This is a genomic window from Pseudomonas profundi, assembly GCF_008638305.1.
In the GTDB taxonomy this organism is placed as follows: Bacteria; Pseudomonadota; Gammaproteobacteria; order Pseudomonadales; family Pseudomonadaceae; genus Halopseudomonas; species Halopseudomonas profundi.
In genome coordinates this window covers 1-19,323 of the sequence record NZ_VTPZ01000018.1, presented here as the reverse complement: position 1 = coordinate 19,323, position 19,323 = coordinate 1, and the positions used below count along the sequence as shown (strand labels likewise).

At 59.3% G+C, this 19,323-nt stretch carries 17 protein-coding genes and 1 pseudogene; 9 read left to right on the top strand and 9 right to left on the bottom strand.

The features are described from left to right. Positions 1-8: 8 nt before the first annotated feature. Positions 9-752: a DUF599 domain-containing protein gene (locus tag FZE95_RS18035; protein WP_178100981.1), complete on the top strand. Its 744-nt coding sequence runs from the start codon at positions 9-11 to the stop codon at positions 750-752. A 70-nt stretch (positions 753-822) separates the two neighbouring features. Here FZE95_RS18035 and FZE95_RS18030 read toward each other — a convergent pair whose 3' ends face one another. After that, entirely contained in the window at positions 823-1,218 is a 396-nt protein-coding gene (locus tag FZE95_RS18030; RefSeq protein WP_190324598.1) for a hypothetical protein, read from the bottom strand. A 214-nt stretch (positions 1,219-1,432) separates the two neighbouring features. Between FZE95_RS18030 and FZE95_RS18025 the strand changes: the two genes are divergently transcribed. The 3 genes from FZE95_RS18025 to FZE95_RS18015 are packed head-to-tail and all read left to right on the top strand — an operon-like array spanning position 1,433 to position 3,396. Continuing rightward, entirely contained in the window at positions 1,433-1,900 is a 468-nt protein-coding gene (locus tag FZE95_RS18025) for a PaaI family thioesterase (RefSeq protein WP_150302215.1), read from the top strand. Next, positions 1,897-2,343, top strand: a complete 447-nt coding sequence (locus FZE95_RS18020) for a PaaI family thioesterase (RefSeq protein WP_150302214.1) — start codon at positions 1,897-1,899, stop codon at positions 2,341-2,343. Before FZE95_RS18025 ends, FZE95_RS18020 begins: the two co-directional genes overlap by 4 nt. 57 nt (positions 2,344-2,400) lie before the next feature. Next, entirely contained in the window at positions 2,401-3,396 is a 996-nt protein-coding gene (locus tag FZE95_RS18015; RefSeq protein ID WP_150302213.1) for a hypothetical protein, read from the top strand. A 289-nt stretch (positions 3,397-3,685) separates the two neighbouring features. On the opposite strand, the gene glmS is transcribed toward FZE95_RS18015, so the two are convergent. Then, positions 3,686-5,518 carry a glutamine--fructose-6-phosphate transaminase (isomerizing) gene (gene glmS / locus FZE95_RS18010; RefSeq protein ID WP_150302212.1) on the bottom strand — a complete coding sequence of 611 codons (1,833 nt, stop codon included), beginning with the start codon at positions 5,516-5,518 and terminating at the stop codon, positions 3,686-3,688. Positions 5,519-5,656: 138 nt separating this feature from the next. Between glmS and FZE95_RS19650 the strand changes: the two genes are divergently transcribed. Further along, positions 5,657-5,815, top strand: a complete 159-nt coding sequence (locus FZE95_RS19650) for a hypothetical protein (protein WP_190324597.1) — start codon at positions 5,657-5,659, stop codon at positions 5,813-5,815. Continuing rightward, entirely contained in the window at positions 5,815-8,547 is a 2,733-nt protein-coding gene (gene acnA / locus FZE95_RS18005) for an aconitate hydratase AcnA (protein ID WP_150302211.1), read from the top strand. The genes FZE95_RS19650 and acnA overlap by 1 nt, the downstream gene beginning before the upstream one ends. Positions 8,548-8,610: 63 nt before the next feature. On the opposite strand, the gene FZE95_RS18000 is transcribed toward acnA, so the two are convergent. The 4 genes and pseudogenes from FZE95_RS18000 to FZE95_RS17985 all read right to left on the bottom strand — a co-directional run bounded on the left by FZE95_RS18000 (position 8,611) and on the right by FZE95_RS17985 (position 14,903). Next, positions 8,611-11,307, bottom strand: a complete 2,697-nt coding sequence (locus tag FZE95_RS18000) for a nitrate reductase (protein WP_150302210.1) — start codon at positions 11,305-11,307, stop codon at positions 8,611-8,613. An 89-nt stretch (positions 11,308-11,396) separates the two neighbouring features. Next, positions 11,397-12,605: pseudogene (locus FZE95_RS17995) on the bottom strand (NAD(P)/FAD-dependent oxidoreductase); the annotation flags it as partial. Between the two features lie 501 nt (positions 12,606-13,106). Further along, positions 13,107-14,318, bottom strand: coding sequence for a nitrate/nitrite transporter (locus FZE95_RS17990; RefSeq protein WP_150302208.1), 1,212 nt, complete (start codon positions 14,316-14,318; stop codon positions 13,107-13,109). Between the two features lie 108 nt (positions 14,319-14,426). Beyond that, entirely contained in the window at positions 14,427-14,903 is a 477-nt protein-coding gene (locus FZE95_RS17985) for a pyrimidine dimer DNA glycosylase/endonuclease V (RefSeq protein ID WP_150302207.1), read from the bottom strand. A gap of 80 nt (positions 14,904-14,983) precedes the next feature. Between FZE95_RS17985 and FZE95_RS19990 the strand changes: the two genes are divergently transcribed. Beyond that, a complete protein-coding gene (locus FZE95_RS19990; RefSeq protein WP_150302206.1) occupies positions 14,984-15,292 on the top strand; it encodes a DUF2845 domain-containing protein in 309 nt (102 codons plus the stop codon). Between the two features lie 290 nt (positions 15,293-15,582). Here the strand turns inward: FZE95_RS19990 and ilvD are convergent, their stop codons facing one another. The 3 genes from ilvD to FZE95_RS17965 form a co-directional block, all read right to left on the bottom strand. Next, on the bottom strand, positions 15,583-17,262 hold the full coding sequence (gene ilvD, locus FZE95_RS17975; RefSeq protein WP_150302205.1) for a dihydroxy-acid dehydratase: 1,680 nt from the start codon (positions 17,260-17,262) through the stop codon (positions 15,583-15,585). A gap of 72 nt (positions 17,263-17,334) precedes the next feature. Further along, entirely contained in the window at positions 17,335-17,922 is a 588-nt protein-coding gene (locus FZE95_RS17970) for a DUF488 domain-containing protein (protein WP_150302204.1), read from the bottom strand. A gap of 2 nt (positions 17,923-17,924) precedes the next feature. Continuing rightward, entirely contained in the window at positions 17,925-18,137 is a 213-nt protein-coding gene (locus FZE95_RS17965) for a hypervirulence associated TUDOR domain-containing protein (protein ID WP_150302203.1), read from the bottom strand. A 104-nt stretch (positions 18,138-18,241) separates the two neighbouring features. Between FZE95_RS17965 and FZE95_RS17960 the strand changes: the two genes are divergently transcribed. Next, on the top strand, positions 18,242-18,622 hold the full coding sequence (locus tag FZE95_RS17960) for a lysozyme inhibitor LprI family protein (RefSeq protein WP_190324596.1): 381 nt from the start codon (positions 18,242-18,244) through the stop codon (positions 18,620-18,622). Positions 18,623-18,659: 37 nt separating this feature from the next. Next, entirely contained in the window at positions 18,660-19,073 is a 414-nt protein-coding gene (locus FZE95_RS17955) for a group II truncated hemoglobin (protein ID WP_150302201.1), read from the top strand. Positions 19,074-19,323 lie beyond the last annotated feature (250 nt).

Sequence of the window (19,323 nt, the reverse complement as noted above, 5' to 3'; positions counted from 1 at the left end):
CTGGTTTGATGTTCTCACTACCTGACGCAGGAAATGTCTGGCTCAATAGCGTTGCCCTCGCATGGTTTCTTTCGTGCTGGGTCGGCTATACATACTATGCGCGGCGCAAGGCGCGTGATACCGCCTGCCTGGCCAGTGTGCTGCATCTGTATCGCAAGGATTGGATGAGCCGGCTGTTAATGCGCGACCAGCGTATTGCTGATGTGAGCGTGATAGCCAACCTGGAGCGTAATACGGCGTTTTTTGCCTCAAGCACACTGTTGATCCTGGCTGGCCTGATCACTGTGATGGGGGCTACCGACCGTGCCGAAAGTCTGTTGCAGGATCTCCCTTTCGTTGTGCCTGTCAGCCGCGGAGCATCCGAAATCAAGCTACTGGTCATGCTCGGGATATTCGTTTATGCGTTCTTCACGTTCTCGTGGGGGATGCGTCAGTACAACTTTGCGTCAGTACTGCTTGGATCGGCGCCGCTGGTTGGCGAGAAGCGCGTTACCGAAGCGGAACGAAAGGCCTATGCAGCAAGGGCGGCACGGGTATTATCGATGGCAGGCTACTCGTTCAATCTGGGCTTGCGCTCTTATTACTTCGCGCTGGCGACCCTGGCCTGGTTTATCAATCCATTCCTTTTTCTGGCAGCAACTACCTGGGTCGTCTGGGTATTGTACCGGCGGGAATTTCACTCTCATGTACTTGAGGCGATGATGTTCACGCCGACGGAATTTGTCGATCCGACGCCGGATAATCCTGATTAGCACCATTGTTTCGAGGGCGGAGTGGGGACAAGGCGTGGACAGTGCGGGTGATGACGAACCGAAGGGGCGGTTATAAGCAGGATGCGCCGTCGGACGCACCCTGCAGAAAACCGCTATTGCTATTACTGGGTACCGGTGCCGCTGGTGCCGGATCCTGTAGTGCCAGTGCCAGTGCCAGTGCCAGTGCCAGTCCCGGTTCCTGTTCCTGTTCCAGTGGTGCCAGTGCCGGTGCCGGTGGTGCCAGTCCCGGTTCCAGTGGTGCCAGTGCCAGTTCCAGTCCCGGTAGTGCCGGTTCCAGTGGTGCCAGTGCCAGTTCCAGTCCCGGTAGTGCCGGTTCCAGTGGTGCCTGTGCCGGTTCCACTGCCCATGCCGCTGCCAGTCGCTCCTGGATCAGCGCCCATGCCGTCATTGGTGCCCATGGTGCTTTCGTCAGTCGTTTCTGCTGGGTATTCCACTTCTTCTTCATCACCGCCACATGCGGCGAGAAGACCAAAGCTGGCTACCAATACAGCTGTTGCGCAAAGTTTTTTCATAGCGTTCTCCCGTGAATATATTCACAGCTTTGGTCTTGTTATTAGGGGGTTAGTTCCAGAGAGTACAGGTTGAGGCCAGCCGCAGGCGGCTCGGGCTCAGGATCTCTGCTAGAATGCGGCGCTTGTAAGCCTAAGTTCAGGAAGATAATGGGAACCATAGAAGACCGCGCGCGCAATTTTCTTTCCGTGCTGCGTCATTGCCAGTTGCTTGGCATTACTGTCGAGCAGGCGGATCAGGACGGACTTGTCCTGAAACTACCCTATAGCGACAAAATAGTTGGAAATCCGGTCAATGGCCTGGTTCACGGTGGTGCGATTACCACTCTGATGGACACCTGCTGTGGGATATCGACGGTCTGTTTTCTTACCGAATTCGAAATCTGCCCAACGCTTGATCTGCGCATCGACTATATGCGACCCGCACAACCGGGCGAAGCTATCTATGGATTCGCCGAATGTTACCGGGTCACTCCGACTGTTATCTTCACCCGAGGCATCGCCTATCAGGCGTCCCGCGAGGAGCCGATCGCCCACGTGGTCGGTACCTTCATGCGGATGGGCAAGCCTGACGCAGCTGGTCAGCCGTCGCGCACGATTGACGGAGGTGCGGCATGAGCCAGGACGCAGCAAGTATCGAAACCTTGATCCGTCAGGCCCACGATAGCGGCGACTATGAGCCGTTGATTGATGCCGTACCCTACGCAAAGTTGATCGGTATCCAGGTGCAGGCGCTCGGCGATGAGGTGCTGTTTCGCCTGCCCATGAGCGATGACAACATCGGCAACCCGGTGCTGCCTGCCATACACGGGGGCGTCATTGCTGGCTTCATGGAACAGGCAGCTATGCTGCATCTGATGATATTCATGAACAGCCCGCAATTTCCCAAGATCATTGACTTCTCGATTGATTACCTGCGAGCGGGGCTTAAGAAGGATACCTACGCCAGCTGTCAGGTGTGGCGCCAGGGGCGCCGGGTCGGTAATGTAGCCATCACCGCCTGGCAGAATCGCTCCAACGAACCGATTGCAACTGCCCGGGCACACTTCAAGCTGGACTAGGACCAACCGGCTTTCTTCATTGTAAGAACGCCGGACCCTGGCTAAAGGGCCGAGAGCATGGACGCTTTGTTGATATTGAGTGGTACTTTCCTCCTTTGCGCGGCCTGGATATGGCTGGTGGTGCAGTCCCGGCATCTGTCCATCGGCCTGGTACTGCTGGCTCTGACGTTCCCGCTGATCACCGTACTGATGCCTCGACGCGGGTTTGCGCTTTGGCCGCGCCTGGCGCTCTGCCTCGGCTGTCTCGCAACGGCTTTCGGGCTGGGGCTTCTGCATCAGCAACAGCCAGAGCGTTTCGCGATGCTGATCTCGGGCGGCTGGCTTGACGCTGCTGGTCAGCAGACGAGGCTTCACGGTGCAGTGGCGGGGCAGACCTTCTCTCCCCAGCGCGTTTATTGGCGCGATGATGAGCTGGTATTCGAAGAGGCCTCTGCAGAGCGCGTTCGCCGGTCCCTGGCGATCCGTTTTACCTCCGCGCCGTCTTTACTGAACAGCACCTCAATCGAGCGGATTCCTACCGATGCCGGTGAGTGGCCGCAGTTACAGTTGCGCTGGTACCAGGGTGCGCTGGCCAGCCCGGGGCGTCGTACGCTGACCGGCGAATACAGTCTTGATCTGGATCTGCAACCTGCCAACGACGGCACAACCACATTGCAGATACACCTGCATTTACCCACCGTGCAAGAAACCTGGCTGGTAGGCGATGCTGTGCTGGAAGAGACACCAGCGTGGCTGGTCGCCCTCATCAGTAGCGATAAGGCTGTCGGGCCTGAACCAGCCCACGCCCTGGCGCAGCCCATTGAGGCATCGGTTCAGTCGCAGCCTGGCTGGCATCCGGTAAGTCTATTGGCGCTGGTTGATGAGCCGGACCTGTTCAGGGGTACGTTATTGCGTCTGACCACTCTGGCAGGGCGTGTACATGAAGGGCGGCTGCACGCCGTTTCGGATGACAAGCGTCTGGTTATCAGCCAGGCCCACGGCGCTAATCGGGTAGAACTGCATTTCCAGCCGCTTGATATAGACCGGGTCGAGGGATTTTACGCGCCTAAGTAATGGCAGGACTGTCGATGGCGGGCCGGGTGAAAGGAAATCTCCTAATTTCTTTTTCAAAGGGGAATGGTTCGGGGTGCTGCGGGGGCTGCTTTAGCGCGGAGCATGAAGCTGCGGCAGGTGAAACTGCCCCCGGTTTCATGGCTGCAGCGCTTCATGGAGGGCCGGGTTCCATCCCGGCTACATCGCTCAAAGACAGCGCGGCTGATTGAGATGGAACGCATTCCAAGGGGTTCGCTCTGGAGAGTAGGGAACTTCGCGAACCGGCTTAGGATGCAGCACGCTTTACGAATTATTCCACCGTCACCGATTTCGCCAGGTTCCTGGGTTTGTCCACATCTGTTCCCTTGACCAAAGCCACGTGATAGCTGAGCAGCTGCAGCGGGATGGTGTAGACGATCGGCGAAATGCATTCTTCAACCCAGGGCAGTACGATGGTTTCGTTGTTCTCGTCGTTGGCGTTCTGCTCGATGGTCTCACAGGCGAAGGTAATCAGCTGGCCACCGCGAGCACGCACTTCTTCCAGGTTGGATTTGAGCTTCTCCAGCAAGCTGTCGCTTGGCGCTACACTGACCACTGGCATATCTTCGTCGACCAGTGCGAGCGGGCCATGCTTTAGCTCACCTGCTGCATAAGCTTCGGCATGTATATAGCTGATTTCCTTGAGCTTTAGTGCCCCTTCCATGGCAATCGGGAAGTGCGTTCCACGGCCAAGAAACAATGCGTGATGCTTGTTGGCAAAACGTTCGGCCAGTTCGGTGATGGCAGGCTCAAGTGTGAGCACCCTGGTGATCACCTCAGGCAGAGCACGCATGGCCATGATATTGGCGATGATCTGCTCCTTGGCGCCGCCACGCACCTGGGCCAGAGCGGTGGTGAGCCACAACAGCGCAACCAGCTGGGTGGTGAACGCCTTGGTTGAAGCGACGCCAATCTCCGGACCGGCGTGGGTGAGCAAGCGCCAGTCGGCTTCGCGTACCAGCGAGCTACCCGCTACGTTGCAAACAGCAAGGGAAGCCAGATAATGCTGACCCTTTGCATGGCGCAGGGCGGCCAGAGTGTCTGCAGTTTCGCCCGATTGGGAGATGGTAATCAGAAGGGTGTTGGGCGGGACAACGACGGTGCGGTAGCGGTATTCGCTGGCGACTTCGACCTGGCAAGGGATACCGACCTGGGCTTCGATCCAGTAGCGGGCGACAAGTCCTGCGTGGTAGCTGGTGCCACAGGCCACGATATGAATGTTCGCCACATCGGCCAGGCGCGTTTCAGCGTCCGGACCCAGCAAGGCGGTCAGCACATGGTCGTCACCGAGCGTACCGGCAAGGGTTTCTTCGATGGCCTTGGGTTGCTCGAAGATCTCCTTGAGCATGAAATGACGGTACTCACCCTTGTCCAGGCTGTGCGCTGCGTGTTCATAGCGCTTGACCGGACGTTCTGCAGGCTGGTGTTCGGCGTCCCAGATCTCGCAGCTGTCCATACTGATGCGGGCGTAGTCACCTTCTTCCAGGTAGCGGAAGCAGTCGGTCACCTGCAGCAGCGCCAGGGGATCGGAAGCCAGATAATGCTCTTCGCTGCCCTCACCAATCACCAGCGGACTGCCCATGCGCGAGCAATACAGCGTGTTCGGCTCGTCCTCATGGATCATCGCCAGGGCGTAAGCACCATGGATCTCGGAGAGGGTGGTGCGGAACGCGGCCAGCAGATCATTTGATTCACTGTAGTGGTGGGCCAACAAATGGGCGACCACTTCGGTGTCGGTGTCCGAGGTGAACTGATAGCCCAGCTCCTTCAGCTTGCTACGCAGCGGGGCATGGTTCTCGATGATGCCGTTATGCACGATCGCCAGGCGGGTGCTCAGGTGCGGATGGGCATTGTGTTCCGCCGGTTTGCCATGCGTGGCCCAGCGGGTATGGGCGATTCCGAGGTGACCGTTGGCGGGCTGCGCCTCGAGGCTGTTCTCCAGCTCGATCACCTTGCCAGCTGCACGAACGCGCTGGATGCCATCGTTTTCAGCAATAACCGCAACGCCAGCTGAATCGTAACCCCGGTATTCAAGACGACGCAGGCCTTCCAGGAGAATAGGGGTGATGTTGCGCTGAGCGATGGCGCCGACGATGCCGCACATAGGTCTTGTTCCTTGATGATGTGCAAAACGCGCATTCTAGCATTCCGGCTTGCGGCTGGGTAAGACGGGCAGCACGTTGTTGCATGGTCCCGGGAATTGGCATTTTCAGCAGCAGTAACATCAAAGGACGAAACGCTGATGCCCCAATTGTTGTCTATGCTGGTTGTATCAATGCGCAGCACCCATGGCGGCATCCATATTGGCCCGGTTGCAATGGCTTTGATGATCATTCAGGGTGACTCTATTCCAACGCCTTGGCCGCTATCCGTCGGTCAGCCCGAAAGGAGATTTGATTAATGTCCCAAGTGAACAGTCTGGGTACCATGTCTACCCTGCAGGTCGGAAACCAGTCCTATCAGTACCATTCTCTGCCCAAGGCAGCCGAACAGCTGGGCAATCTGGACCGCTTGCCTAAATCTCTCAAGGTGCTGCTGGAGAATCTGCTACGTCATGAGGACGGCGTGACCGTCGCACGTGACGATATCCAGGCGATGGCGGACTGGCTTCAAAACCGTTCATCCTCCCGCGAGATTCAGTATCGGCCAGCCCGGGTACTGATGCAGGACTTCACCGGTGTTCCCGCCGTGGTGGACCTGGCTGCGATGCGTGACGCAGTGGCTCGTGCGGGCGGCGATCCGCAGCGGATCAACCCTCTGTCGCCGGTCGACCTGGTCATTGACCACTCGGTAATGGTCGACCATTTTGGCGACCCCAGCGCCTTCAACGACAACGTTGAGATCGAAATGCAGCGTAATGGCGAACGTTACGAATTCCTGCGCTGGGGCCAGAAGGCATTCAACAATTTTCGTGTGGTACCGCCCGGTACGGGCATTTGTCACCAGGTGAACCTGGAATATCTCTCGCAGAGCGTCTGGGCTTCCGAGGTGGATGGCAAGCAGTGGGCTTATCCGGACGCGCTGGTAGGGACTGACTCCCACACCACTATGGTCAACGGCCTTGGCGTGCTCGGATGGGGTGTAGGCGGGATCGAAGCAGAAGCGGCGATGTTGGGGCAACCGGTTTCCATGCTGATTCCGGAAGTGATCGGCTTCAAGATGACCGGCCGCCTCCGGGAGGGCATGACCGCCACTGACCTGGTGCTGACGGTGACGGAAATGCTGCGCAAGAAGGGCGTGGTGGGCAAGTTTGTTGAGTTTTACGGCGATGGTCTGGCTGATCTGCCGCTGGCTGACCGCGCCACTATTGCCAATATGGCCCCAGAATATGGCGCCACCTGCGGGTTCTTCCCCATCGACGAGATCACCATTGGTTATCTGCGGCTCACCGGCCGTCCGACCGAAGTGGTCGAGCGGGTCGAGGCGTATTGCAAGGCGCAGGGCATGTGGCGCAACCCCGGCGACGAACCTGAATTTACCGATTCCCTGCATCTGGATCTGGGCGAGGTTGTACCGAGCCTCGCCGGTCCGCGTCGTCCGCAGGACCGGGTCGAACTGGGTAGCGTCAGCAAGGCATTCGACGAGCTGCTGGGCTTGCAGGTCAAGCCTGCCGACCAGGACGAAGCCCGCCTGGAAGGCGAAGGTGGCGGTGGAACGGCAGTGGGCGCCGAAGGCAGTCAGGCATGCATCACGCTCAATGGCGAAAAACACGTACTCGAACACGGTGCCGTGGTCATCGCGGCGATAACCTCATGTACCAACACCTCCAATCCCAACGTCATGATGGCCGCCGGTCTGGTTGCCAAGAAGGCCATTGAACGTGGCATCCAGCGCAAACCCTGGGTGAAATCTTCCCTGGCACCGGGCTCCAAGGTGGTCACCGATTATCTCCAGAAAGCCGGGTTGACCCAGTATCTTGACCAGCTTGGCTTCAACCTGGTGGGTTATGGCTGCACCACCTGTATCGGCAATTCCGGCCCGCTACCCGAGCCCATTGCCCAGGCCATTGGTGAACATGATCTGGTTGTGTCGGCTGTTCTGTCAGGCAATCGCAACTTTGAAGGCCGCGTGCATCAGCACGTCAAGGCCAACTGGCTGGCGTCTCCGCCGCTGGTCGTAGCCTATGCTCTGGCCGGGAATACGCGCATGAACCTGATGGATGAACCGCTGGGCCTGGACAAGGACAACAAACCGGTGTTCCTGCGCGACGTCTGGCCGAGCAACGCTGAAATTGCCGAGGCCGTAGCCCTGGTTGAAGACAGCATGTTCCGTTCGCGGTATGCCGACGTATTCAGCGGAGATGAACATTGGCAGTCGATCCGGGTGAGCGAGGGCAATACCTACGATTGGAACAGCCAGTCGTCGTACGTCCAGAATCCACCGTATTTCGAGACCATCGACCAGCCGCTGGCCCCGCTCGAACCCATCAATGGTGCGCGCGTATTGGCGGTGTTTGGTGATTCGATCACTACTGACCACATCTCTCCGGCCGGTAACATCAAGGCTACGTCCCCTGCGGGTGAATATTTGCAGAGCCTCGGCGTCAAGCCGGCGGACTTCAATTCCTACGGTTCGCGCCGTGGCAATCATGAAGTAATGATGCGCGGCACCTTCGCCAATATCCGTATCCGTAACCGCATGCTGGGAGGCGAAGAGGGCGGGGAAACCATCCACACGCCTTCCGGAGAAAGGATGGCGATTTACGATGCGGCAATGCGTTACCAGAGCGAAGGCACGCCGCTGGTCGTCATTGCCGGCAAGGAATACGGCACCGGCTCCAGCCGCGACTGGGCAGCCAAGGGCACTAATTTGCTGGGGGTCAAGGCGGTGATTGCCGAGAGCTTCGAGCGTATCCACCGCTCCAATCTGGTCGGAATGGGCATCCTGCCGTTGCAGTTCCTCAATAGTCAGAACGTTGCATCGCTGGCGCTCGATGGACATGAGGTGCTGGATATCCAGGGCATTAACGATGACATTCAGCCGGGTCAGACCCTCAAGGTGTCAGGGACCCGCTCCAACGGAGACAGCTTCAGCTTCGAAGTGCTATGCCGGATCGATACCCGAAACGAAGTGGATTACTTCAAGGCCGGTGGGATTCTGCATTACGTGCTGCGGCAGTTGATTGCCGAGTAGATTCTCGCCTGTAGAAAGGCGTAGCGCGAATGCGCTACGCCTTACAGCCTGGGAGGATCCCGCCTAGGCTGTTACCGAATGGGTTGCCAGCATGCGTTTGATTTCCGGCACGCATGATCCGCATTGGGTGCCGCAGCCGAGTTGATCCTTCAACCCCTGCAAATCCAATCCGTCCTCTACGCCGGCGCGTATGCGGCTGGCGCTGACGTTCATGCAATTGCAAAGGGTTTTGTCCGTAGCGGTGGCACCGCCGGGTGGCGATGCCAGTGGCGCCAGGAACCAGCGATGCAAGGGTGAGCTGATTTCGCCTCTTTCCCACAGGCCACGTAGCCAGTCACGGGCTGCCGCTTCGCCGGTTAGGCGGATGGCGGTGATGCGCCCCTGTTCGATTCTGATGCGCTTGCCAACGGACTGGCCAGGATCGTCATACACCAATACAGCGCCCTCATCCACGCCGAGTAACCGATCGACAGTATTCATCCACGCCGCATCTGGCGCAGTAGTATGCGCGGCGCGGACCAGCAACGCCGGTCGATCGCGACCACTCAGTGCGAAGCTGGCGTAAGCAAACTGCTCGCATAGCGGGCGTAGCGCGTCAAACCGCTGCTGCACATCGCCTTCCACCAGTATGAAAAGCTCCCAGGGCAGCGAAACTGGCTGCAGATCAATGCCGGTGTGCTTTAGCTCCGGTTGTTTGGACAACGGATCGAATGCCGGCTGGGTCAGGACGTTGACCCCGAGGCCCTTGAGGTAGCGATCACCCCAGTGCATGGGAATGAAGGCCTGTCCGGGTCGCAGCTGATCATCAGCCGATACCGGTAATATCAACTCGCCCCGGCGGCTGCTGACTTTCACCAACTGGCCGTCGCTCAGGTTGCGCCGCTCAAGCTCCTCCGGGTGCAGGCTCAGCTGCGCCTGATCAACATGCCCGAAGAGCTGCGCCGCAGTGCCGGTGCGGCTCATGCCATGCCACTGATCGCGCAGGCGACCGGTATTCAGGGTGAGGGGGAACCTGGATTCGCGCTGTTCGATTGCAGGTAAATACGGCTCATGCAAAAAACGCGCGTGGCCGTCATCGGTGGGAAAGCGGCCGTCGGCATACAGGCGCCGCGTGCCAGCAGTCGCGCCAGCAGGGAAGGGCCATTGCTGCGGGCCCAACACCTCGATCAACGCATGGTTCAGACCGCTGTAATCAAGGTCGCGGCCCCTGGTCAGCCCAATGAACTCATCAAATAGCTCGGCCGGTGCGCTGAAATCGAACAGGCTTTTCTGGCCCGGGCGGAGTTGTTTTTCCAGCCGTCGGGCGAAGTCGCAGACGATATCCCAGTCTGCGCGCGCATCGCCCGGCGCAGGTATCGCGGCGCGCACGTGGCTGATGCGTCGCTCGGAATTGGTGACCGAGCCCTGCTTCTCGCCCCAGCTCGCGGCGGGCAACAACAGATCGGCGTATTGGCAGGTCTCGGTGTTGCCGAAGGCCTCCTGAACGATAACGAAGGGGCAGGCCGCAAGGGCTTCGCGCACCAGCGTCTGGTCCGGCAGGGACTGGGCCGGGTTGGTGCAGGCGATGTAGAGCGCCTTGATACGGCCCTCACGCACTGCCTCAAACAGCTCGATGGCGCTAAGCCCTGGCGCGGATGGCAGCCGATCAACCCCCCAATAATCCGCGACTTCGTCGCGATGTTCGGTGTTTCCGGCGTCGCGGTGCCCGGGCAACAGGTTTGACAGGCTGCCGGTCTCGCGTCCGCCCATGGCGTTGGGCTGGCCAGTCAGCGAGAACGGGCCGCTGCCGGCTTTGCCGATCTGTCCGGTGGCCAGGTGCAGGTTGATCAGAGCGCTGTTCTTGGCACTGCCGGACGTTGACTGATTCAGCCCCATGCACCACAGCGAGAGGAAGCTCGGCGCGTTGCCGATCATGCGCGCAGCGGTGACAAGGACGTCTTCGGCGATACCGCACAGCGCGCTCGCCACCGCCGGTGGGTAATCGGCGACCAGTGCTTCGAGCTCGCTGAATCCACGGGTGTGCGCATCGATATAGGCACGGTCGATCAAACCCTCGGATAGCAGCAGATGCATGATGCCGTGGAACAGCGCGACATCGGTGCCGGGTTGGATCTGCAGATGCAGGTCCGCCAGATCACAGGTGTCGGTGCGTCGTGGATCGACCACGATAATGCGTTTATCCGGAAATTCGGCCTTGGCCTGCTCCAACCGGCGGAACAGCACCGGGTGCGCATAGGCCATATTGCTGCCAACGATCAGTACACAATCGCTGCGCTCGATGTCTTCATAGGAGCAGGGCGGTGAGTCGGCTCCCAGGCTGCGTTTGTATCCCACCACGGCACTGGACATGCACAGTCGCGAGTTGCTGTCGATGTTGTTGGTGCCTATCAGGGCGCGCGCCAGCTTGTTGAAGGCGTAGTAATCCTCTGTCAACAGTTGGCCCGATATATAGAACGCAACGCTGTCGGGGCCGTGTTCGGCGATGGCCTGACCGAACATCTGCGCGGCGTGGCCCATGGCGGTATCCCAGTCGACACGGTTGCGTGCGAGCCCCTTGCCGAGGCGCAATTGCGGATACAGTGCGCGGGCCGCCATGTCGCCGGTCTTGTGCAGGGTCGAGCCTTTGGTGCACAGGCGTCCGTAATTGGCTGGGTGGGTCGGGTCGCCCTGTACATCAAGGATACGTTCGCCATCGTGCTCGATCAGCACGCCGCAGCCGACGCCGCAGTAGCAGCAGGTGGAGGCGGTTTTCACAGTCATGCAATGGCTCTCAGAGGTTCTGCATTGCTGGCCACCTGGCGCTGGGAACTGGCGTCGATGCAGCGGATTTCGCCGGCGGGTTGTGCGGCCAGACTGGCTTCGCCGAACATCAGATGTTTGCGGATCTCACTGATAGGTTGTCCTTCCTGAATCAGGCGGACATACCATCCGCTGTCGCTCGTATCGCCGTACAGGCAGGCCCCGACGAGAATGTCCTTTTTGATCACCAGCTTCTTGTACACGCCGCGTATAGGATCCGACAGGGTGATGAATTCGCAGTCCTGGTCACCGAGAAAATCACCGGCGGAGAACAGGTCGATGCCCGTGACCTTGAGCTTGGTCGAGGTAATCGACCCCTGATAACGGCCGAAGCCCAGCATGGCCAGGTGGTTAGCGCACACCTTGGCTTGCTCGAACAGCGGTGCTACCAGGCCGTAAGCGATGCCGCGGTGGCTGGCGCATTCGCCGATGGCGTAGATGCGCGGATCGAAGGTCTGAAGCGTGTCGTTGACCAGGATGCCGCGGTTGCAGGCGAGCCCGGAGGATTCAGCCAATTCGGTATTCGGCCGTATGCCGGCGGCCATTACCACCAGGTCAGCCGGGATCTCGGTGCCATCATTGAACCGGACAGCGCAGACCCGCCCCGAGCCATCGTCGATCAGCTCACTGGTGAACTTGGGCAGCAGAAAGTTGAGACCACGTTCTTCCAGCGCTTGCTGGAGCAGGGTGCCGGCGGTTCTGTCGAGTTGACGCTCCAACAGGGTTTCACCGATATGCACAACGGTCACATTCATGCCGCGCAATTTCAGCCCGTTGGCAGCTTCCAGCCCCAGCAAACCTCCGCCGATGACGACGGCATGCTTGTAACGCCTGGCGATCTTGAGCATCGCCTGGGTATCCTCGATGTCGCGGTAGCCGATGACGCCGCCCAGGTCATTGCCCGGCACCGGCAGCATGAATGGCTTGGAGCCAGTCGCTAGGACCAACCGGTCATACTCGGCTTCGGTTCCATCATCTGCGATGACCCGACGACGTATCCGATCAATCTTTTCGACCCTGCGACCGAGGTGTAGCTGAATACCGTTGTCCTGATACCAGCTCAGGTCATTGAGGATGATGTCTTCGAAGGTCTGTTCGCCTGCGAGTACAGGTGAAAGCATGATGCGGTTGTAATTGGGATGGGGCTCGGCACCGAACACCGTGATGTCGTACATATCCGGGGTCAGCTTGATCAGCTCTTCAAGGGTACGAATTCCGGCCATCCCGTTGCCAATCAGGACCAGTTTGAGTTTCTGCATGGAGTGCTCCTTTTATAGGCGCCAGTACCAAGCGCTTGGTGAGCGGGAGCGCCCACTCCGATGGATGGGCCCTCGTTTTGGTGTGAAAGGAGTGCATAGGTTGTGCCAGGTCGCCTGCTTGCCTGAATAGCGGGCTAGAGAGGTTCCGCAGGGATTTCCCGGGGCTTGAATGCACCGCGTTGAGGCTTTGATGCGCACTGGTGGTGCGCAGTGGTGGGCGTTGCAGCATGGTTTCGAATGGCTGCTGGAGAAGGCGTACTCCAGCGGCCGATGGCCGACCGCGCGATCGATTTTGCTAAATCCACCTATAAAGCCACCTACTATGGAGGGCCGGGTTCCATCCCAGCCAGCGGCGTTGTGTGAGGTCACCTTTGTCGAGATGGAACTTGACACTCCAAAGCGCTCTGTTTCAGCTCGAGCGAGTGCTCGCCGGGAAGCCTATGGTTGGACGGAGCTCGATATCCGTGCGGGTAAATCACACTGCGCAGCTCCGGCGAGCAATCAAACCCGCGCCGCTGTCATCCCTGACGAACCCCAGGTGGTCCGCCAGCGGTATTTCACGTTCAACAGGCTTACCCAGGCGAGCATTCCCAGTCCAGCGAAGAGCCAGAGGGCCAGTTGGTAATCGCCGGTGTATTGCTTGAGCGTCCCCAGTCCTGCGGCCAGTACGAAGCCACCGACGCCGCCGGCCATACCAATAAGCCCGGTCATGACGCCGATTTCACCATGAAAGCGTTGCGGAACCAGCTGGAACACCGCGCCGTTCCCTGCACCGAGCCCGAGCATGGCCGCGACGAACAATGCCAGGGCAGCGAAGGAGTTGGAGAGATTAAGACCGACGACGGCGATGCACAGGGCGGCAACAGCGTACATGCACGACAGCGCGGTCACGCCGCCGACCCGGTCTGCCAGCGCGCCGCCGAGGGGGCGCATGAAACTGCCGGCCATGACGCAGGCCGCGGTGTAATAGCCAGCGGTTACCGGATCCAGCCCGTACTGGTCATTGAAATAACCGGGCAGGGCACTGGCCAGCCCGATGAAGCCGCCGAAGGTGATGCTATAGAAGAACATGAACCACCAGCTGTCCTTGTCGCGCAGGGCCTTGAGGTAATCACGGACCGCCTTCGGTTTGGGGCGTGCCGGGGCATTGCGCGCCACCAGGATGAAAATGATCAGCGTGGCGACCAGCGGTATCAACGCCAGTCCGAACACGTTCTGCCAGCCGAACAGATAGGCCAGACCGGGTGCAAACAGCGCAGCCAGAACCGTGCCCGAATTGCCTGCCCCGGCAATGCCCATCGCCGTGCCCTGATGTTCCGCGGGATACCATTGGGAGGCGAGCGGCAGCGCCACGGCAAAGGCCGCACCGGCAAAGCCCAGACCTAGCCCGAGCAGCAGTGCCTGGTTATAACTGTTGATGCCCATCAGCCAGGCAAAAAGCAGCGCACTGATGACCACCACCTGACCGGTAATCCCGGCTGTCTTGGGCGACGCACGGTCCGCCAGAAAGCCGAGAACCAGCCGCAAAATGGCCCCCGCAAGAATCGGCGTGGCGACCATCATGCCCCGCTGTTGTGCAGTCAGGTCCAGATCTGTGGCGATCTGCACCGCCAAGGGGCCAAGCAAATACCACACCATGAAGCTCAGATCGAAGTAGAGAAAGGCGGCAAACAGCGTGGGCGTGTGACCTGCGTTCCAGAAGCTCTTATTCATATGCTCCCCTTGAAGGTTGTCGGGAATGGATGTGCCTGGATGGCTGCAGATTGCGTGCCACAGAGGAGAGCATGAGCAGGAAATGATCAGAATGCCGTGGTGCCGGATCTAATCGAGGCGCTTGAGGAAAGGGTTGCTGACCTGGACGGCGACCGCTGGCGCCCGCTCCCAGGACGCTACAGGGCCCGGCGTAAGAGTAAACAGGGGATGGCAATCGGGGTCCGCCGTTTCAATCCAGTGAGCGTGCAGGCCCGGACTACGACTCAGAAGTTTGTTCATCAAATGAGCCCATTCGCACTCTACCTGGCCGGTAGTCGCAGCGATGAGCGCGACGGATAAAGTCGGGGCGATCTTGCTCTGATCGAAGCGGTATCCGCGTGAAGTGGCTTCTGCCAGTACGGCCGCCAGGTAGGCGTCGATAGCTGCAAGCGGATCCGGATGCGCCCGGAAGCGCTCAAGCTGGGGATGCTGCTTGTAGCCTCTGGTCTGGTTATGCAGCACGGCACGGGCCAACAGTCCTTCACGCCACAGCGCTACAAGGCCTTTGGGATCGAGATATTTGGGATGGAGTGTCCAGAGTCGCATGCTGATCCTGTGGTCGTTTAAATGACTTCACTCAGCCCATGCCAGTCTCAATCAACGCCTTATTTAACGGGTGACTGAAAATGGATATTTCAAAGCTTGGTTCGTTACTTCTAGCAGTTCTGCTTTCATTGTGCAGCGCGCAAGCTGTTGCCTCCATGCGCTGCGCTGACGGTATCGTCGGTGCCGAAGAAACCATGCAGAGCGTCAGGGACAAGTGTGGAGAGCCAGATGAGCATGTCACCGAGCCGGCTGAAATTGACGGCTATGGTGCCCCGGTAGCTGACGCCGTGCGAGTCGACCACTGGACGTATGGTCCGCGGAACGGCATGTACAGACATCTGCGTTTCGTGGACGGTCGCCTTGTTGATATACGAAGCCAGCGCTACTGATCCGTGACCGTGCCCTCGGACGCGCTACACCCCCAGGGATGGTTTCGGACTGGGGTTTTCCTGGGGTTGGCGTGCGCCTGCGCGCCGACGGTGCAGATTCGACAGGTGTCTCGGTCGCGTTCGGGCGCCCCGCCAGAGTCTGGTGTTGGTGCAGGCCTTTGGCGTAGCGCAGGCGCGCTACACCCCCAGGGGCGGCTGGTGTCCTCCTGGGGGTGGCGTGCGCCTCGGGCCGCGTTCGGACGCGCCGACAGGTCAGATTCTGCATGCTGCAATGATGTACGAAACCATCGCTACTTGTCCGTAACCGCGCCCTCGGACGCGCTCGACACCAGTTTTGCGTATTTGGCCAGCACGCCCCGGTTATAGAGGGGAGCGGGCCTGCGCCACCGGGCTCTGCGTTTGGAGAGCTCAGCCTCTGTTACGTCCAGCGTTATCTCGCGCGTTTCAGCATTGATACTGATGCGGTCGCCATCCTCGACCAGAGCGATAGGCCCGCCGTCGAAGGCCTCGGGCGTGATGTGGCCGACCACAAAACCGTGCGACCCGCCGGAAAAGCGGCCGTCGGTGATCAGCGCCACGTCTTTGCCCAGCCCCTTGCCCATGATGGCTGAGGTGGGCGACAGCATCTCGCGCATGCCCGGGCCGCCCTTGGGCCCTTCGTAGCGGATCACGATCACGTCACCCGCCACTACCTGGCCATCGAGGATGCCGTCGAGCGCGGCTTCTTCCCCGTGGTAAACGCGAGCATTACCCTCAAACTGCAGTCCTTCCTTGCCGGTGATTTTCGCCACGGCGCCATCCGGAGACAGGTTGCCGAGCAGAATCACCAGGTGGGAGTCCTTTTTGACCGGGTCGGAGAAGGGCCGAATGATCTCCTGACCCTGGGGATAGTCATCGACATCAGCGAGATTCTCGGCGAGCGTCTTGCCGGTGACGGTCAGCGTGTCGCCGTGCAACAGGCCCGCGTCCAGCAGACGCTTCATCAACGGCTGAATGCCGCCAATCGCAACCAGCTCGGACATCATGTATTGACCGCTGGGGCGCAGATCGGCGAGCACCGGTGTGGTTTTGCCAATCTCTGTGAAATCGTCCAGGGTCAGCTCGACGTCCACCGCATGGGCCATGGCCAGCAGATGCAGAACGGCATTGGTCGAGCCGGCCAACGCAATCACCACACGGATGGCATTCTCGAATGCCTTGCGGGTCATGATGTCCCGCGGCTTGATGTCCTGTCTGAGCAACTCGAGCACCTGCCGCCCGGCATTGATGCAGTCCTCACTCTTGTCCAGCGAGACAGCATTCTGCGCTGAGGAGCCGGGTAGCGACATGCCCAGCGCTTCGATAGCCGAGGCCATGGTATTGGCTGTGTACATCCCGCCACAGGAACCTGGCCCGGGAATGGCGGTTTCTTCGATCTGCTTCACTTGCAGCAGGTCGATATCGCCCTTGGCATGCTGACCGACGGCTTCGAAGACCGAAATGATATCGGTGTGATTGGCGCCCGGTTTGATGGTGCCGCCATAGACGAAAATGGAAGGGCGATTCAGCCGCGCCATGCCGATCAGGCAGCCTGGCATGTTCTTGTCGCAGCCGCCGATGGCGACCAGACCGTCGAAGCCTTCACAGCCGGCAACGGTTTCGATCGAGTCTGCGATCACCTCACGGGAGACCAGCGAATACTTCATGCCCTCGGTGCCGTTGGCGATCCCGTCGGAAATGGTGATGGTATTGAAAATAACGCTTTTGCCGCCGTTGGCATCCACGCCACGCCCGGCATCCTCGGCAAGCCGGTTGATGTGCATATTGCACGGTGTAACGTTGGCCCAGGTCGAAGCAATGCCGACCTGCGGCTTGCTGAAGTCTTCTTCAGTGAAACCTACGGCGCGGAGCATGGCGCGAGCCGGGGCGGTTTCGACGCCATCTACTACCTGTGATGAATATTTGCGCATGTCGTCTTTGTTATCCGCCATGTGAAGGCTCCGGCTGGGAAGTGTGGGTTAAAGATAGAACAGCACAGGCTACGCTGCTTGTCATTGCAGCTACTACAGGTCCAGCTGAGTCTGCACTCCCTGGCTCCGCTCTTTGTCATTCAGCGGTTCGCCCCGGGTTGAATCGTAGGTGAGCGTGCCCTTATACAGCCTCGCGGGCCGTGTGAAGGGGTGTTCGGTACTGTTTTTTTCATCCTGAATGTGGATAACGCTGGTGCCTGCGACCTGCAATACATCCGACACCAGCGAGCGGTGACAGCGCCACCATAGCACCTCGGCGCACATCATCGTGGTCCTGTACCGCTTAGCTAGATCGCACAAGCGCTCCAGTCCGGCCCGGAATTCATCACTCGCGACATGGTCCGCATACCCTCTGAATGAGGTATTGCGCCAGGCGATATTGACCGAATCTGTGGTGGGTCGACGTCGACCGCCCAGCTCGGTGATCAGCTCATATTTTATGTCATGAGCAGCCAGGCTCGTTTGCAAGGTTTCCATACCGAACTGAGGCAGTCGCCGGGAGCCGGGGAAGCGGCGCACGTCTGCGACTGCTTCGATCCGGTAGTGCTTGAGCACAGCGATGAAATCCTCGATCGAGCGGGTTGAGTGACCGATGGTCCAGATGGTTTCGGGGAGCGCCATACTCAGTTCTTTTTCCTCAGCGCATCTTCCTTGTGCATGGCGATGTGATCAGTCTTGTCGCTCTTGATCTCATATTGCGGCGCGTCTTCGCTCGCTCGCCGGGTATGCCCTTTGTAGGTGGTGTCGGAGGTGTGCACACGCGTAATGGTGCCGCTGACCTGACCGGCTTCGGAGTTCCAGCTGACGTGGTCACCGACCTTGAACTTATGTGCCATGTCATATCCTCTTTCAGATGCCTGTCCGTGTGACAAGCACCTGGATCGAAGGTTTGCTGATAATCTTCGGGGATCGGGTTGAAGGGACAAAAGTCATGAGGCATATGAAATTTGTTATCGCGGGCAGCATGCTGGCGTTATCATCGCAGGCTATGGCTGGCAGCGAATGCGGCCAATTTATCTCCGATGTCGACATCATCGAATGCGTCACGCAGGAAAGTGAACGCGCAGACGAACGCCTCGACGATACATTCCAATCACTGCTTGATGAGCTCGAATCCCAAGGCCAGGACAACCCCCATGCACTGGAAGCGCGAGAGCTGCTGATCCGTGCGCAGAATCAATGGGCAGCGTTTCGCAAGACCGATTGCGATGCTCAATTCGCCCTTGACCAGGGCGGCTCGGTACGCCTGCCGGCCTACCAGTTCTGCATGATTGACCATGCGCAGCAACGCAAGCAGCAGCTCGAAGGTTTTCTTGATTGATGGGTAATCTCGGCAAGAGGAAGGAGGAGACCTGAGAATGGCGCATTTCGGTGAAGGTGACGCTTCGTTCCAGGCTGCCGGTGGCTATGAAGGCATTTGTCAGCTGGTAGATGATTTCTATCAGATTATGGATGGCTCCGAAGGAGCTGCAGACGTCCGCCGTCTGTACCCGGAAGACCTCAGCGAGGCGCGGGATAAACTGACTCGTTTTCTCTGTGGCTGGTTGGGAGGGCCGCGGCTGTATCTCGAGCGTTACGGGCAGATCAGTATTCCTGCCTTTCACGCGCGTTGGGCTGTCAACGAGGCCGAGCGGGATATCTGGCTGAGCTGTATGGCGGATGCCATCGAGCGGCAGGATTGGTCGGGCGCGTTCAAGGAATATCTGATGACGCAGCTGAGGGTGCCGGCGGACAGGATAGTGTTGGCTTCGCAGGCAGTGCGAGATTTTTAGGCTTTAGCTCGAGTAGCGCGGAACCAAACCCCGGGCGTCCTGCGGCCGCCATTGCCGCGAGGTCGCGCCTCCCACGGGAAACGACGCAGGTATCAGATGTTACGTGACTGACCGGTAATCCGGCACCAGAGCCAAACACTGACGCCGCCCAAAAAAGTACACGAACTCTGCCGAGGCATCGAATTTAGAGAAGCATCTGGCGCTAAATTTGTGGGAGATTCTATGGTTCACCACAACCCCTTTCAGGCTG

Bases quoted from the DNA above. Each gene is read 5' to 3' on its own strand.
- FZE95_RS17955 (WP_150302201.1), top strand. From the start codon at position 18,660: ATGGCGCATTTCGGTGAAGGTGACGCTTCGTTCCAGGCTGCCGGTGGC.
- FZE95_RS18035 (WP_178100981.1), top strand. From the start codon at position 9: ATGTTCTCACTACCTGACGCAGGAAATGTCTGGCTCAATAGCGTTGCC.
- FZE95_RS18025 (WP_150302215.1), top strand. From the start codon at position 1,433: ATGGGAACCATAGAAGACCGCGCGCGCAATTTTCTTTCCGTGCTGCGT.
- FZE95_RS18000 (WP_150302210.1), bottom strand. From the start codon at position 11,307: ATGACTGTGAAAACCGCCTCCACCTGCTGCTACTGCGGCGTCGGCTGC.
- FZE95_RS19990 (WP_150302206.1), top strand. From the start codon at position 14,984: ATGGATATTTCAAAGCTTGGTTCGTTACTTCTAGCAGTTCTGCTTTCA.
- FZE95_RS18030 (WP_190324598.1), bottom strand. From the start codon at position 1,218: ATGAAGAAGAAGTGGAATACCCAGCAGAAACGACTGACGAAAGCACCA.
- FZE95_RS17990 (WP_150302208.1), bottom strand. From the start codon at position 14,318: ATGAATAAGAGCTTCTGGAACGCAGGTCACACGCCCACGCTGTTTGCC.
- FZE95_RS17985 (WP_150302207.1), bottom strand. From the start codon at position 14,903: ATGCGACTCTGGACACTCCATCCCAAATATCTCGATCCCAAAGGCCTT.
- FZE95_RS19650 (WP_190324597.1), top strand. From the start codon at position 5,657: ATGCCCCAATTGTTGTCTATGCTGGTTGTATCAATGCGCAGCACCCAT.
- FZE95_RS17970 (WP_150302204.1), bottom strand. From the start codon at position 17,922: ATGGCGCTCCCCGAAACCATCTGGACCATCGGTCACTCAACCCGCTCG.
- FZE95_RS17965 (WP_150302203.1), bottom strand. From the start codon at position 18,137: ATGGCACATAAGTTCAAGGTCGGTGACCACGTCAGCTGGAACTCCGAA.
- ilvD (WP_150302205.1), bottom strand. From the start codon at position 17,262: ATGGCGGATAACAAAGACGACATGCGCAAATATTCATCACAGGTAGTA.
- FZE95_RS18015 (WP_150302213.1), top strand. From the start codon at position 2,401: ATGGACGCTTTGTTGATATTGAGTGGTACTTTCCTCCTTTGCGCGGCC.
- FZE95_RS18020 (WP_150302214.1), top strand. From the start codon at position 1,897: ATGAGCCAGGACGCAGCAAGTATCGAAACCTTGATCCGTCAGGCCCAC.
- FZE95_RS17960 (WP_190324596.1), top strand. From the start codon at position 18,242: ATGAAATTTGTTATCGCGGGCAGCATGCTGGCGTTATCATCGCAGGCT.
- glmS (WP_150302212.1), bottom strand. From the start codon at position 5,518: ATGTGCGGCATCGTCGGCGCCATCGCTCAGCGCAACATCACCCCTATT.
- acnA (WP_150302211.1), top strand. From the start codon at position 5,815: ATGTCCCAAGTGAACAGTCTGGGTACCATGTCTACCCTGCAGGTCGGA.